This is a genomic window from Pseudomonas sp. TH32 (assembly GCF_016650855.1).
In the GTDB taxonomy this organism is placed as follows: Bacteria; Pseudomonadota; Gammaproteobacteria; order Pseudomonadales; family Pseudomonadaceae; genus Aquipseudomonas.
Window position 1 is genome coordinate 3,565,888 of record NZ_JAEKFA010000002.1, and the last position, 15,035, is coordinate 3,580,922.

The following is a 15,035-nucleotide window of genomic DNA, read 5'->3' on the forward strand; positions in this document are numbered from 1 at the left end:
TGCGACAGGGTGGGTAGTGCGGCTCACCGCCGCTTTATCAGATATCCAGCAGCAGACGAGCCGGGTCTTCCAGCAGGTTCTTGATGGTCACCAGGAAAGTCACGGCTTCTTTACCATCGATCAGGCGGTGATCGTACGACAGCGCCAGGTACATCATCGGGCGGATAACCACTTGGCCGTTGATCGCCATAGGACGCTGCAGAATGTTGTGCATGCCCAGGATCGCAGCTTGTGGCGGGTTGACGATCGGGGTCGACATCATCGAACCGAAAGTACCACCGTTAGTGATGGTGAAGGTACCACCGGTCATCTCGTCGATGGTCAGTTTGCCGTCACGGGCTTTCTTGCCGAAGTTGGCGATGCCGCCTTCGATTTCAGCCAGGCTCATCAGTTCGGCGTTACGCAGAACCGGTACTACCAGGCCACGGTCGCTGGATACGGCAACGCCGACGTCAGCGTAGCCGTGGTAAACGATGTCGCCGCCGTCGATGGAAGCGTTGACTGCCGGGAAGCGTTTCAGCGCTTCGGTGGCCGCTTTCACGAAGAACGACATGAAGCCCAAACGTACGCCGTTGTGGCTCTTCTCGAAGAGATCCTTGTACTTCGAACGCAGGGCCATGACTTCGGTCATGTCGACTTCGTTGAAAGTGGTCAGCATCGCCATGTTCGACTGTGCTTCAACCAGGCGCTTGGCCACGGTGGCACGTACGCGGGTCATCGGTACGCGCTTCTCGGTGCGGTCGCCAGCGGCGAACACAGGCGCAGCGGCAGCCGGGGCAGCGGCCTTGGCAGGTGCGGCAGCCGGAGCGTTTTTCTTGGCTTCAACCGCGGCAACCACGTCTTCCTTGGTCACGCGGCCGTCTTTGCCGGTGCCTTTGATGGAAGCCAGGTTGACGCCGTTTTCGTCAGCCAGCTGACGCGCAGCCGGTGCAGCGATTGGATCTTCAGCGCCTGCAGCCGGTGCAGCAGCTGGAGCGGCGGCAGCGGCCGGTGCAGCAGCGGCAGGAGCAGGAGCAGCAGCACCGCCCTCTTCGATCGAGCCCAGTACCTGGTTCGACAGAACGGTAGCGCCTTCTTCGGCAACGATTGCGCCCAGCACACCGTCAGCTTCAGCCAACACTTCCAGAACGACTTTGTCGGTCTCGATGTCGACGATCAGGTCGTCACGCTTGACGGCCTCGCCTGGTTTCTTGTGCCAGGTGGCAACGGTGCCATCGGCAACCGATTCCGGGAATGACGGGGCTTTGATTTCGATAGCCATTATCTGTGGGTCCTTAAAATTCGGTTTCAGTCAGCGCGAAGGCGTTAAACAGTGAAAGCATCTTGCAGCAGTTTTTCCTGCTGCTCGGCGTGCATCGATGCATAACCACAAGCAGGTGCAGCAGAAGCATCACGACCGGCATACTCCAGGCCCAGTGCCTGTTTGTGGTTGCCGATGCTGCGACGCAGGTGATGCTGGCTGCTGTACCAAGCGCCCTGGTTCATCGGTTCTTCCTGACACCACACCACGTTGGTGAGGTTGGTGTAAGGCGCGATGGCCTCCATCAGGTCGTCTTCCGGGAACGGGTAAAGCTGCTCGATCCGCACGATGGCGATGTCTTCGCGGCCTTCGGCACGGCGTTTTTCCAGCAAGTCGTAATAGACCTTGCCGCTGCACAGGATCAGGCGAGTGACCTTGGCGGCGTCGAGGGTGTCGATTTCTGGAATAACGGTCTGGAACGAACCATCAGCCAGATCTTCCAGGGTCGAGATGGCCAATTTATGACGCAACAGCGATTTCGGCGTCAGCACTACCAGCGGCTTGCGCAGCGGGCGGATCACCTGGCGACGCAGCAAGTGGTAGATCTGGGCCGGGGTAGTCGGCACGCACACCTGGATGTTGTGCTCGGCGCACAATTGCAGGTAACGCTCCAGACGGGCCGAGGAGTGCTCCGGACCCTGACCTTCATAACCGTGTGGCAGCAGCATGGTCAGACCGCACAGACGGCCCCACTTGTGCTCGCCGCTGGTGATGAACTGGTCGATAACCACCTGGGCACCGTTGGCAAAGTCGCCGAACTGGGCTTCCCAGATCACCAATGCCTGAGGCGTGGTGGTCGAGTAGCCGTATTCGAACGCCAGTACGGCCTCTTCGGACAGGAACGAATCGTACAGGTCGAAACGTGGCTGGCCTTCGTACAGGTTCTGCAACGGGATGTAGGTGCCCGCGTCTTTCTGGTTGTGCAGCACAGCGTGACGGTGCGAGAACGTACCACGGCCGATGTCCTGGCCGGTCATGCGGATCGGGTGACCTTCGAACGCCAGGGTCGCGTACGCCATGGTTTCGGCGTAACCCCAGTTGATCGGCAGGCCGCCGGCTTGCATCTTCTGACGGTCTTCGTAGATCTTCGCAACCTGGCGCTGTACGACGAAGCCGTCTGGAATTTCCAGCAGCTTGGCAGACAGTTCCTGCAGGGTTTTCAGATCGAACGAGGTGTCGTGACGCGCCGTCCAGGCGTGGCCCAGGTACGGACGCCAGTCAACGAACAGCTCTTTGTTCGGCTCTTTGACCAGGCTTTTTACCACGTGCAGACCGTTGTCCAGCGCGTTGCGGTATTCATCGATCTTCGCCTGAACACGTGCATCGTCCACTACGCCGGCCTTGATCAGGCTGTCGGCGTACAGCTCACGGGTGGTGCGCTGCTTGGTGATTTGCTGGTACATCAACGGTTGGGTGCCGCTAGGCTCATCCGCTTCGTTGTGACCGCGACGGCGGTAGCAGACCAGGTCGATGACCACGTCACGCTTGAACTGCATGCGGTAATCAATGGCCAGCTGGGTCACGAACAACACGGCTTCCGGATCATCACCATTCACATGGAGGATCGGCGCCTGGATCATCTTGGCCACGTCGGTCGCGTACTCGGTAGAGCGTGCGTCCAGCGGGTTGCTGATGGTGAAGCCCACCTGGTTGTTGATGACGATGTGAACGGTACCGCCAGTCTTGAAGCCGCGGGTCTGCGACATCTGGAACGTTTCCAGGACCACGCCTTGACCTGCGAATGCCGCGTCACCGTGGATGGAAATCGGCAGGACCTTCTCACCGGTGGAGTCGTTACGACGATCCTGGCGAGCACGTACAGACCCCTCGACCACTGGAGAAACGATTTCCAGGTGGGATGGGTTGAACGCCATGGCCAGGTGAACTTCACCGCCGGTGGTCATTACGTTGGACGAGAAGCCCTGGTGGTATTTAACGTCACCGGAACCCAGCTCAACCTTTTTCTTGCCTTCGAACTCGTCGAACAGCTCGCGCGGGTTCTTGCCGAAGGTGTTGACCAGCACGTTCAAACGGCCACGGTGGGCCATGCCGATCACGATTTCCTTGGTGCCGTAGGAGCCGGAACGCTGGATCAGCTCGTCGAGCATCGGAATCAGGCTTTCGCCGCCTTCCAGGCCGAAACGCTTGGTGCCCGGGTATTTGGTACCCAGGTATTTTTCCAGGCCTTCCGCTGCGGTGACGCGCTCGAGCAAGTGGCTCTTGACGTCCGCGGACAGCACTGGACGGCCACGCACGCCTTCAAGACGGTGCTGGAACCAGTGGCGCTGCTCGGAATCAGTGATGTGCGTAAATTCGGCACCGATGGTGCGGCAATATGTCTGCTGCAACGCTTCGTGAATTTCGCGTAGGCTCGCTTCCTCTTTGCCGATGAACAGGTCGCCGGCACGGAAGGTCGTATCAAGATCGGCATTGGTCAAGCCGTAATGATTGATCGACAGGTCTGCAGGTGCAGGACGCTGCCACAGCCCCAGCGGGTCAAGCTGGGCTGCCTGGTGGCCACGCATACGGTAGGCCTGGATCAGTCGCAGTACTTCAACTTGCTTCTTCTCGTGCTCACTGCTCACGCTTCCGGCGGAAACCGGCTGGGCGCGGCGCTGGTTCTTTGCCAGCAGCACGAACTGATCGCGAATTGTTGCGTGCGATACATCGGTGGCAGCGTTGCCGTCTGAAGACAACGTCTGAAATTTGGTGCGCCATTCTTCTGGCACAGCGTTAGGGTCGTGCAGGTAGAGCTCATAAAGCTCTTCCACATAGGCAGCGTTACCACCTGAAAGATAGCCGCTGTTCCACATGCGCTGCATCACGCTTTCTTGCATGCTTGGTCACCCTCGATTTGGGGACACCACCGGCGAAAACACCGAGTTTGCTTGCAAAAGGCCAAGTGCAGCGACCAAAACAAGCCACTTAGGATCACGCTGATAGTTCGGGTACCAACCCGAATGCCCCTGCTTGTCTCATTTCTTCAAAATAAGAGCCGCGGCTTTGTAAGTCGCTGCTCAAGTTAAAACTACGGCGCCGGTTGAAGCCTGCGCCGTAGCATCTACGGGCACAACGGTCCTGCTTTTACTACAGCGTCGGTTACACGCCGCTTTGCAGCAGCATGCTACGTACGTGACCAATGGCCTTAGTCGGGTTCAGGCCTTTGGGACATACGTTGACGCAGTTCATGATCCCGCGGCAGCGGAATACGCTGAACGGGTCATCCAGCGAAGCCAGACGCTCGGCAGTCTTGGTGTCACGGCTGTCTGCCAGGAAGCGGTACGCTTGCAGCAGGGCAGCCGGGCCCAGGAACTTGTCCGGGTTCCACCAGAAGGACGGGCAGGAAGTCGAGCAGCAAGCGCACAGGATGCACTCGTACAGACCGTCCAGCTTCTCGCGCTCTTCCGGGGTCTGCAGACGTTCGATGGCCGGAGCCGGCGTGTCGTTCTGCAGGAATGGCTTAACCTTTTCGTATTGCTTGTAGAAGATGCTCATATCGACGACCAGGTCACGGATAACCGGCAAACCTGGCAGTGGACGAACGATCAGCTTGTTGCCTTTAACCACGGCAGACAGCGGCGTGATGCACGCCAGGCCGTTTTTGCCGTTGATGTTCATGCCGTCGGAACCGCAGACACCTTCACGGCAAGAGCGACGATAGGAGAAACCTTCGTCTTGCTCTTTAACCAGGGCCAGTACGTCCAGCACCATCAGGTCTTTACCACCGGTATCGACCTGGAATTCCTGCATGAACGGCGCGGCGTCCTGATCAGGGTTGTAGCGATAAACACTGACTTTCAACATGGCAGCCACCCTTAGTAAGTCCGAATCTTCGGTTCAAACGTCGGAACCGTCTTCGGCGAGAAGTTCACGGCACGCTTGGTTACGCGCTTGTCACCCGGGAAGTACAGGGTGTGGCACAACCAGTTTTCGTCGTCGCGGTCTTCATAGTCTTCACGAGCGTGAGCACCACGGGATTCTTTACGAACCTCGGCAGCAATCGCGGTCGCTTCAGCCACTTCCAGCAGGTTTTGCAGCTCAAGGGCTTCGATACGAGCGGTGTTGAACGCCTGGCTCTTGTCGTTGATCTTGACGTTGGCGATGCGCTTGCGCAGGTCGGCCAGCTGGGCAATACCCTTCTGCATGTATTCGCCGGTACGGAACACACCGAAGTAGTTCTGCATGCAGCTTTGCAGCTCTTTACGCAGGGAAGCGACGTCTTCGCCTTCGGTACGCGAGTTCAGGCCATCCAGACGTGCCAGGGCAGCGTCGATGTCGGACTGGCGTGGACGAGCGTAATCAACGCCTTCCTTCAGGGTCTGCTCCAGGAACAGGCCGGCAGCGCGACCGAATACCACCAGGTCGAGAAGCGAGTTACCGCCCAGGCGGTTGGCACCGTGAACCGATACGCAGGCCACTTCACCGACCGCGAACAGACCAGGGATGATCTGGTCAACGCCGTCGGCGTCCTGGGTGATCGCCTGGCCATGAATGTTGGTGGCAACGCCGCCCATCATATAGTGGCAAGTTGGAACAACCGGGATCGGCGCAACAGCCGGGTCAACGTGAGCAAAGGTCTTGGACAGCTCCATGATGCCTGGCAGACGGCTATGCAGAACTTCTTCACCGAGGTGATCGAGCTTCAGCATTACGTGGTCGCCATCAGGGCCACAGCCGTTACCGGCGATGATCTCTTTAACCATGGAACGGGCTACAACGTCACGACCGGCAAGGTCTTTGGCGTTCGGAGCATAACGCTCCATGAAACGCTCGCCGTTCTTGTTGATCAGGTAACCACCTTCACCACGGCAACCTTCTGTAACCAGTACACCGGCGCCGGCGATGCCGGTCGGGTGGAACTGCCACATTTCGATGTCCTGTACCGGGACGCCTGCACGCAGGGCCATGCCGATACCGTCACCGGTGTTGATCAGGGCGTTGGTAGTAGAAGAGTAGATACGGCCTGCACCGCCGGTCGCCAATACGGTGGCGTTAGCCCGCACGTAAGAGGTTTCGCCGGTTTCGATGCAGATAACGATCATGCCTACAAAGGCACCGTCTTCGTTCTTCACCAGGTCGACGCCGTAGTATTCGTTGAGGAATACGGTGCCGGCCTTCAGGTTGGCCTGGTACAGGGTGTGCAACAGCGCGTGACCGGTACGGTCGGCTGCGGCGCAGGTACGGGCGGCCTGGCCACCTTTACCGAAGTCTTTCGACTGACCGCCGAACGGACGCTGGTAGATGCGGCCCTGTTCGGTACGGGAGAACGGCAGACCCATGTGTTCCAGCTCGAAGACCGCTTCCGGGCCGACGGAGCACATGTATTCGATAGCGTCCTGGTCACCGATATAGTCGGAACCCTTGACGGTATCGTACATGTGCCAGCGCCAGTCATCGTTTGGATCGGCAGAGGCGATGGCGCACGTGATGCCACCCTGGGCCGAAACGGTGTGGGAGCGGGTCGGGAACACCTTGGTGATTACGGCAGTCTTGTGACCGCCCTGGGCCAGCTGCAGCGCAGCGCGCATGCCGGCACCGCCGCCGCCAATGATAATGGCGTCGAATGAAAGCGTATTAACTGTGTTAGCCATGAATCAGATACCCCAAAGAATCTGCACACCCCAGACGAAGTAAGCGAACATCGCGACGCCGCATACTGCCTGGAAGAGAAACCGTACTGCTGTCGCGGACTTGCCCAGCGCCATTGGCGTCAGGTAGTCGGTCGCGATGGTCCACATGCCAACCCAGGCGTGAGCGCCCAGGGCTACAAGGGCCAGCAGACTGAAGATGCGCATCCCGTTGTGAGCGAACAGGCCGTGCCATTGGGCGTAGCCAATGCCAGGGTTCGCCGCGAGGTACCCGATCAGGAAAATGAAATAAGCCGCGAGAACAACCGCAGACACACGTTGCGCCATCCAGTCATAGAGGCCCGAACGCGACAGGTTCGTAACGCTGGTTACCATATCCAAACTCCCGCCAGAACGATCAGCACCACGGAAATGGCGATGACGATTTTCGAGCCCAGCTTGCCGCCTTCCAGCGTCTCACCGATACCCATGTCCATGATCAAGTGGCGAATACCGGCCACAAGGTGATAAAGCAGAGCGGACAGGAGGCCCCAGGCGACGAATTTGGCCAGCGGACTGGTCAAGCATGCCTTCACCTCGGCGTACCCTTCTTCCGAACCCAGGGATTTGCTCAATGCATAAAGCATGATGCCCAGGCCAAGAAACAGGATGATGCCGGATACACGGTGCAGGAACGACGTTACGCCGGTGATGGGGAGTTTGATGGTCCTTAGGTCTAGGTTTACAGGTCGTTGGCTATTCACGGCTTTTTTTCACACTGAAGAGCCCCTAACAATCAGGGCAAAGTTGTTGGGGAGTGCACTGGTCAGGTAACCACCACCCAGGGAGTGCGACCCCCATCAAAACGGGCCCAAAAGCCCCTGGCGGTCGGAGGCCGAGTATAGACAGTTAGGCAACTAATGACAACGCGCACTCCTCACCCTAATAGCGCATTGCGCTGGCGGCATAAAAGGCGTAAATGGCAGGTAATTTCGAGGAAAAAGTACGGTTAAAGCCTTCTGGCGCAAGACTTTAGGCAAATTGACATCTGGATTTATATCAATATAGTGGTGCGGGCCCTGCGTGGGGGGTCTGTCTGATGATTTGAAGCATAAATAGGAGGCCACATGGCTGACAAAAAAGCGCAGTTGATCATCGAGGGCGCAGCCCCCGTCGAGCTGCCCATTTTAACCGGCACCGTTGGTCCCGATGTTATCGACGTACGGGGCCTGACGGCCACGGGCCGTTTTACATTCGACCCAGGCTTCATGTCGACCGCCTCATGCGAGTCGAAGATCACCTATATCGACGGTGATAACGGTATCTTGCTGCACCGCGGCTACCCGATCGAACAGCTTGCTGAACAGTCGGACTACCTGGAGACCTGCTACCTGCTGCTTAATGGCGAACTGCCAACAGCTGAGCAAAAGGCCCAGTTTGTCAGCACCGTGAAGAACCACACCATGGTTCACGAGCAGTTGAAGACCTTCTTCAACGGCTTCCGTCGCGACGCCCACCCGATGGCCGTCATGTGCGGTGTAGTCGGCGCCCTGTCGGCCTTCTATCACGACTCCCTGGACATCAATAACCCGCAGCATCGCGAAATTTCCGCGATCCGCCTGGTTGCCAAGATGCCGACCCTGGCCGCAATGGTTTACAAGTACTCCATGGGTCAACCCATGATGTACCCGCGCAACGACCTGACGTACGCGGAAAACTTCCTGCACATGATGTTCAACACCCCGTGCGAGATCAAACCGATCAGCCCGGTGCTGGCCGCCGCGATGGACAAGATCTTCATCCTCCACGCCGACCACGAACAGAACGCCTCGACGTCCACCGTGCGCCTGGCAGGTTCCTCGGGTGCCAACCCGTTCGCCTGTATCGCCGCCGGTATCGCCGCACTGTGGGGCCCTGCCCACGGCGGTGCGAACGAAGCCGTATTGACCATGCTTGATGAAATCGGCGATGTCTCGAACATCGACAAGTTCATCGCCAAGGCCAAGGACAAGAACGATCCGTTCAAGCTGATGGGCTTCGGTCACCGGGTCTACAAGAACCGCGACCCGCGTGCCACCGTGATGAAGAAGACCTGCGACGAAGTACTGAAGGAACTGGGGATCAAGAACGATCCGCAACTCGAACTGGCCATGCGCCTGGAAGAGATCGCCCTGACCGACCCGTACTTCATCGAACGCTCGCTGTACCCGAACGTCGACTTCTACTCGGGGATCATCCTCAAGGCGATCGGCATTCCAACCAGCATGTTCACCGTGATCTTCGCCCTGGCGCGCACCGTAGGCTGGATCTCCCACTGGAAAGAAATGCTCTCCAGCCCGTACAAGATTGGCCGCCCGCGCCAGCTGTACACCGGCTACGAGTCGCGTGACATCACCAAGCTGGAAGACCGCAAGTAAGCTAACCGCTACTTGGCAACACCGAAAACGGCCTCCTTTGATAGGGAGGCCGTTTTTATTTGTGCCGGATTTGAGAAACAGTTTTGTCGTATCCGTTACCAATAAAGGCAAAAAAAAGCCCCGATCTCACGACCGGGGCTTTTTTTGTAACGGTTACAGCTTAATGGCTAACCGCCCCACTCGCCCCCAGGCCCGTCTGCGAACGGACAAACTGCGGGAAGTACAGCGCACGTTCCTTCTCTGCCGCCGCCGACTTGTCGGTGATGGAGAAGAACCAGATACCGATGAACGCAATGATCATCGAGAACAGCGCCGGGTACTCGTAAGGGAAGATCGCCTTCTCATGGTGCAGGATCGAGACCCAGATGGTTGGGCCGAGGATCATCAGGCCAACGGCACTGATCAAGCCCAGCCAGCCACCAATCATTGCACCGCGGGTGGTGAGGTTTTTCCAGTACATGGAAAGCAGCAGCACCGGGAAGTTACAGCTGGCGGCAATGGAGAACGCCAGGCCCACCATGAACGCGATGTTCTGGCTTTCAAACAGGATACCCAGACCAATGGCCAGCACTGCCAGGGCGATGGTGGTGATCTTCGATACACGAATCTCATCCTTCTCGTTGGCCTTGCCTTTCTTGATCACGCTGGCGTACAGGTCATGGGACACCGCCGAAGCACCCGCCAGGGTCAAACCGGCAACCACTGCCAGGATGGTGGCAAACGCCACGGCCGAGATGAAGCCCAGGAAGATACTGCCGCCCACCGCGTTGGCCAGGTGCACCGCCGCCATGTTGTTACCGCCGAGCAAGGCACCTGCAGCATCCTTGAACGCCGGGTTGGTGCTGACCAGCAGGATCGCGCCAAAGCCGATGATGAAGGTCAGGATATAGAAGTAGCCGATGAAGCCAGTGGCATACAGCACGCTCTTGCGAGCTTCCTTCGCGTCACTCACGGTGAAGAAGCGCATCAGGATGTGCGGCAGGCCGGCGGTACCGAACATCAGTGCCAGGCCGAGGGAGAACGCCGAAATCGGATCTTTCACCAGGCCACCCGGGCTCATGATCGCTTCACCTTTAGGGTGAACCTTGATCGCCTCGGCAAACAGCATGTTGAAGTCGAAGTTGACGTGTTTCATCACCATCAGCGCCATGAACGAGGCACCGGACAGCAGCAGCACTGCCTTGATGATCTGCACCCAGGTGGTCGCCAGCATGCCGCCGAACAACACATAGAGGCACATGAGGATGCCCACCAGGATCACCGCTACATGGTAATCAAGGCCGAACAGCAGCTGGATCAGCTTGCCCGCGCCAACCATCTGCGCGATCAGGTAGAACGCCACCACCACCAGGGAGCCACAGGCCGACAGGCTGCGGATCTGGGTTTGCCCGAGGCGGTAGGACGCCACGTCGGCAAACGTGTATTTACCCAGGTTACGCAGGCGCTCGGCGATCAGGAACAGAATGATCGGCCAGCCCACCAGGAAGCCGATCGAGTAGATCAGGCCGTCGTAGCCGGAGGTGAACACCAGCGCGGAAATCCCCAGGAAGGACGCTGCCGACATATAGTCACCGGCAATCGCCAAACCGTTCTGGAACCCGGTGATCTTGCCGCCGGCCGCATAGTAGTCGGCCGCCGACTTGTTGCGCTTGGACGCCCAGTAGGTGATGCACAAGGTCGCGCCGACGAAGGCCACGAACATCAGGATCGCTGCGATATTCAGCGGTTGTTTATGCACTTCGCCGGTCAACGCATCTGCCGCCCAAACGGCAGGTGCAAAGGCCGAGGCGCCGAGTACAGCCAATAGACGACGGATCATTGCGCAGCCTCCTTGAGAATCGCATTGTTCAGGTCGTCGAATTCGCCGTTGGCGCGTCGTACATAGATGCCGGTGAGGATGAAGGCCGACACAATCAGCCCGACCCCGATCGGGATCCCCCACGTGATGGACGAACCGGGGCTGATCTTGGCCCCCAGTATTTGCGGCCCATAGGCAATCAGAAGAATGAAAGCGGAGTACAGCCCAAGCATGATTGCCGAGAGAATCCAGGCGAATCTTTCCCTTTTTCTTACCAGCTCCTTGAAGCGCGGGCTGTTTTGAATCGAGAGGTAAATGCTGTCGTTCATTGTTTTTATCCTCGCAGCACAGCTTTTTATTATTGGAACATATCCACTGTATGCGGCTGAGGAACAGGTTCCAGACGACCTTAGTAGTAGAAGGAGATGGGCGATCACGCCAGCTTTGCACTGATTAAAGTGACAGCCTTTGGCCCAGAAACGACAAAGCCCGCCTGACGAAAACGCCAGGCGGGCTTGCAAGGTACGACCTAGAGGCTTCGAGACTTATTTAGCGGTCCATTCGGCAACACGCTCAGGGTGCTTGGCCACCCAATCCTTGGCCGCGGCTTCAGGCTTGGCGCCCTCTTGAATGGCCAACATGACTTCGCCGATTTCATCCTTGGAGGCCCACTGGAATTTCTTCAGGAACGCCACGACTTCCGGGGCTTTCTTTTCCAGGCCTTTGCTGCCGATGCTGTTGACGGTTTCAGCAGCACCATAAATTCCTTTTGGGTCGTCCAGGAAACGCAGTTTCCACTTGGCGAACATCCAGTGTGGCACCCAACCGGTGACCGCAAGGGATTCCTGTTTGTCTTCGGCGCGGGTCAGCTCGGCGATCATCGCCGCGCCCGAACTGGCTTGCAGCTTGTAGTCCAGGCCGTAGGCCTTGATCGCTTCGTCGGTCTTGAGCATTACGCCTGAACCGGCGTCGATGCCGACGATTTTGTTCTTGAAGGTGGTGTCGGTCTTGAGGTCTTCGATGGATTTGGCTTTCACGTACTCAGGCACGATCAGGCCAATCTTGGCGTCCTTGAAGTTGGGGCCGTAGTCGACCACCTTGTCCTTGTTCTTGGCCCAGTATTCGCCGTGGGTCACGGGTAGCCAGGCAGAGAGCATGGCGTCGAGTTTGCCGGTGGCCACGCCTTGCCACATGATCCCGGTGGCGACCGCTTGCAGTTTCACGTCATAACCGAGCTTCTGCTTGATCACTTCTGCCGCCACGTGGGTGGTGGCGACACTGTCCGACCAGCCATCCACATAGCCGATGCTCAGGGTTTTGCTGTCGGCGCTGGCCAGTGTGGAGCTCATCGCAACTACCAGAGTGGCAGCTGCGCCCAAGAGTCGTCGCATCTTCATAGTGCTTCCCCGAAAGTGCTGCGCCCGGCGGATGCCGAGCGACGTCAACCTGTTGTTATGTGGTGCACCGCGCCCCCTTCACGCGCATCGATCACGTGGGTGCCTCATCAGTGGAGGGCTGACACTTCGATCATCAACCTGCTGCCACAACCGACCTGCTCTGACTGCGACCTCAGGTAAGCAAGAAACGACATCACATCGCCAGCAGGACGATTTGTAGGACATTCACCGACGATCCCGCCCGAACTTTGCATGTCAAAATTATGCTGCCCCACTGGGACGGCACAAATCCGGGTAAGATGCGCGCCTTTGCCCCCAGACGGCCTGATCATGCCCGCGACTGCACGCTTCCCGCTCCTGCCCTATTTATTTGCCCTGATCCTCGGTGTGCTGGCCCTCGGCGGCTACTGGTATGGCCTTGGCCAACCGGTGGTGCTGCCGGACGTGGCGAGTGCCAGCCACAAGCTGCAATGTGCGTCCTACACGCCCTTCGACAAAGACCAATCCCCATTCGACCAGCCGTTCACACTGCGCCCCGAGCGCATGGACGCCGACCTGGCGTTGCTGGCCACCCGCTTTGAGTGCATCCGCACCTACTCCCAGACCGGCCTTGAAGCCTTGCCGGAACTGGCGCGCAAACATGGCCTGAAGCTGATGAGCGGCGCGTGGGTCAGCAGTGATCCGGTGGCCACCGCCAAGGAAGTCGAGGCACTGATCGCCTCGGCCAACGCCAACCCCGACGTCATCACGTCAGTGATCGTGGGTAACGAAACCCTGCTGCGCAAGGAAGTCACCGCCAAGCAGTTGGTGACGCTGATCCATCACGTCAAAAGCCATATCAAGCAGCCGGTCACCTATGCCGATGTGTGGGAGTTCTGGCTGCAACACCCGGAAATCGCCCCGGCGGTGGATTTCCTGACCATCCACCTGCTGCCTTACTGGGAAGATGACCCGTCGGGCATCGACCAGGCGCTCAAGCATGTGGGCGATGTTCGCCAGACCTTCGGCAACAAGTTCGCCCCCAAGGACGTGATGATCGGCGAGACCGGCTGGCCGAGCGAAGGCCGGCAGCGGGAAACCGCGGTGCCGAGCCGGGTCAACGAAGCGAAATTCATGCGCGGGTTCGTAGCCATGGCTGAAGCCAACGGCTGGCATTACAACCTGATCGAAGCCTTTGACCAGCCGTGGAAACGCGCCAGCGAAGGTGCCGTAGGCGGTTACTGGGGTTTGTTTGATGCCGACCGCCAGGACAAGGGCGTGCTGGCCGGTCCGGTGACCAACGTGCCGTACTGGCCGCTGTGGCTGGGGGTTGGCGGGATTATCCTGCTGGGCACGCTGCTGCTGGGCGGTCGCGTGCGCACCACCCGTGCTGCCTTGTTGTTGCCGTTGCTGGGCTCGGTGGCGGCCTGCTCGATTGGTACCTGGGCCGAATTGAACCGGGTAACGGCGCGCTTCACGGATGAGTGGGTGTGGGCGGGATTGCTGGTGGCCTTGAACCTTGCCGTTCTGGCCCACGCGGCCCTGGCCTTGAGTGCACGTGAAGGTTGGCGCGATCGCGCGTTCAACTGGATCGAGCAGCGCGCCAGCTGGCTGGTGGCAATCGCCGGGTTTGCCGGGGCTGTCATGATGCTGGCCCTGGTGTTTGACCCGCGTTATCGCAGCTTCCCGAGCGCCGCGCTGGTGCTGCCGGCGCTGGTGTACCTGGTGCGCCCGGTAAGCGGGCTGCGTCGGGAGATCGCGTTGCTGGCGTTCATCATCGGTGCCGGCATTGCGCCGCAGCTGTACCGCGAAGGATTGATGAACCAGCAGGCGTGGGGTTGGGCGGTGGTGAGCCTGCTCATGGTTGCAGCCTTGTGGCGTTGCCTGCGGGTGCGCAAGGCTTAAGACCGCTTTCGCGAGCAAGCCCGCTCCCACATTCGACCGCATTCCAAGGGATGTACTCGGTCAAATGTGGGAGCGGGCTTGCTCGCGAAGAGGCCCTGTCAGGCGACGCGAGGCTTACGGACCAACCGCAACCCTGCAATCACCACCGCAAACACCGCAAACGTCGTGTTGTACAACGCCAACGCCGGAAACCCGAACACCAGCGCCAACACTGCCAACCCCCACCCTGCCCGGCCCGGCACAAAAACCCCAGCACTGCAGTGACCAACGCCGCCCAGCCCATCACCTTGAAGTGAATCATCAACCCCAGGCTGGAACGCACCTGGCATTCCCAGCGGCTGGCTTCGTCAGCACAAATGCCCACCCAACGGCCATCCTCCATGAATCCGTAACGCGCGCCATAACTGGCGGCCAGCCAAAGTGGCAGGGCAATAAGCAGCAGGATCAGCGGAAAACGGCGGGACATAGGGCACTCCGATAGGCGAAAACGGCGCCCAGCTTAATCCCCCGGCAGCCGTTGGCAAGGCTTGTAAACAGATAAGTGTTCGTCAATGCGTGCCAAAGTGTATCGTCTGGCTACTATTACCCCGATTCCCACGTTTTTTCCGACTTTTCGTGCCGAAGGCTGGCACTTCGGAAGCAACGCGGTGGTCATAGCCTGCGAACTCCAAC

General features: G+C 58.9%; 11 protein-coding genes and 1 pseudogene. 2 read left to right on the forward strand and 10 right to left on the reverse strand.

Annotated features, from left to right (window positions below):
* Positions 1-37: 37 nt before the first annotated feature.
* The 6 genes from odhB to sdhC form a co-directional block, all read right to left on the reverse strand.
* Entirely contained in the window at positions 38-1,261 is a 1,224-nt protein-coding gene (gene odhB, locus JFV30_RS19800) for a 2-oxoglutarate dehydrogenase complex dihydrolipoyllysine-residue succinyltransferase (protein WP_201124990.1), read from the reverse strand.
* Positions 1,262-1,305: 44 nt separating this feature from the next.
* A complete protein-coding gene (locus JFV30_RS19805) occupies positions 1,306-4,137 on the reverse strand; it encodes a 2-oxoglutarate dehydrogenase E1 component (protein WP_010166252.1) in 2,832 nt (943 codons plus the stop codon).
* Positions 4,138-4,399: 262 nt separating this feature from the next.
* On the reverse strand, positions 4,400-5,104 hold the full coding sequence (locus JFV30_RS19810; protein WP_010166250.1) for a succinate dehydrogenase iron-sulfur subunit: 705 nt from the start codon (positions 5,102-5,104) through the stop codon (positions 4,400-4,402).
* A gap of 11 nt (positions 5,105-5,115) precedes the next feature.
* Positions 5,116-6,891, reverse strand: coding sequence for a succinate dehydrogenase flavoprotein subunit (gene sdhA, locus JFV30_RS19815; protein WP_010166248.1), 1,776 nt, complete (start codon positions 6,889-6,891; stop codon positions 5,116-5,118).
* Between the two features lie 3 nt (positions 6,892-6,894).
* Positions 6,895-7,263: a succinate dehydrogenase, hydrophobic membrane anchor protein gene (gene sdhD / locus JFV30_RS19820; RefSeq protein WP_003210573.1), complete on the reverse strand. Its 369-nt coding sequence runs from the start codon at positions 7,261-7,263 to the stop codon at positions 6,895-6,897.
* On the reverse strand, positions 7,257-7,631 hold the full coding sequence (gene sdhC / locus JFV30_RS19825; protein ID WP_008433998.1) for a succinate dehydrogenase, cytochrome b556 subunit: 375 nt from the start codon (positions 7,629-7,631) through the stop codon (positions 7,257-7,259). Before sdhC ends, sdhD begins: the two co-directional genes overlap by 7 nt.
* A gap of 363 nt (positions 7,632-7,994) precedes the next feature.
* Between sdhC and gltA the strand changes: the two genes are divergently transcribed.
* Positions 7,995-9,284 (forward strand): citrate synthase, encoded by a 1,290-nt coding sequence (gene gltA, locus JFV30_RS19830; protein ID WP_003210575.1) that lies wholly within the window; start codon positions 7,995-7,997, stop codon positions 9,282-9,284.
* A gap of 160 nt (positions 9,285-9,444) precedes the next feature.
* Here gltA and JFV30_RS19835 read toward each other — a convergent pair whose 3' ends face one another.
* From JFV30_RS19835 to JFV30_RS19845, 3 genes are all read right to left on the reverse strand, one after another.
* Complete coding sequence (locus tag JFV30_RS19835) at positions 9,445-11,103, reverse strand: cation acetate symporter (protein WP_003210576.1); 1,659 nt, start codon at positions 11,101-11,103, stop codon at positions 9,445-9,447.
* Positions 11,100-11,411 (reverse strand): DUF485 domain-containing protein, encoded by a 312-nt coding sequence (locus JFV30_RS19840; protein WP_010166239.1) that lies wholly within the window; start codon positions 11,409-11,411, stop codon positions 11,100-11,102. Before JFV30_RS19840 ends, JFV30_RS19835 begins: the two co-directional genes overlap by 4 nt.
* Before the next feature lie 216 nt (positions 11,412-11,627).
* Positions 11,628-12,479 (reverse strand): glycine betaine ABC transporter substrate-binding protein, encoded by an 852-nt coding sequence (locus JFV30_RS19845; protein ID WP_201124991.1) that lies wholly within the window; start codon positions 12,477-12,479, stop codon positions 11,628-11,630.
* Between the two features lie 330 nt (positions 12,480-12,809).
* On the opposite strand from JFV30_RS19845, the gene JFV30_RS19850 reads away from it, so the two are divergent.
* On the forward strand, positions 12,810-14,363 hold the full coding sequence (locus JFV30_RS19850; RefSeq protein WP_201124992.1) for a glycoside hydrolase family 17 protein: 1,554 nt from the start codon (positions 12,810-12,812) through the stop codon (positions 14,361-14,363).
* 98 nt (positions 14,364-14,461) lie between these two features.
* Here the strand turns inward: JFV30_RS19850 and JFV30_RS19855 are convergent.
* Positions 14,462-14,829: pseudogene (locus JFV30_RS19855) on the reverse strand (hypothetical protein).
* Between the last annotated feature and the right edge of the window lie 206 nt (positions 14,830-15,035).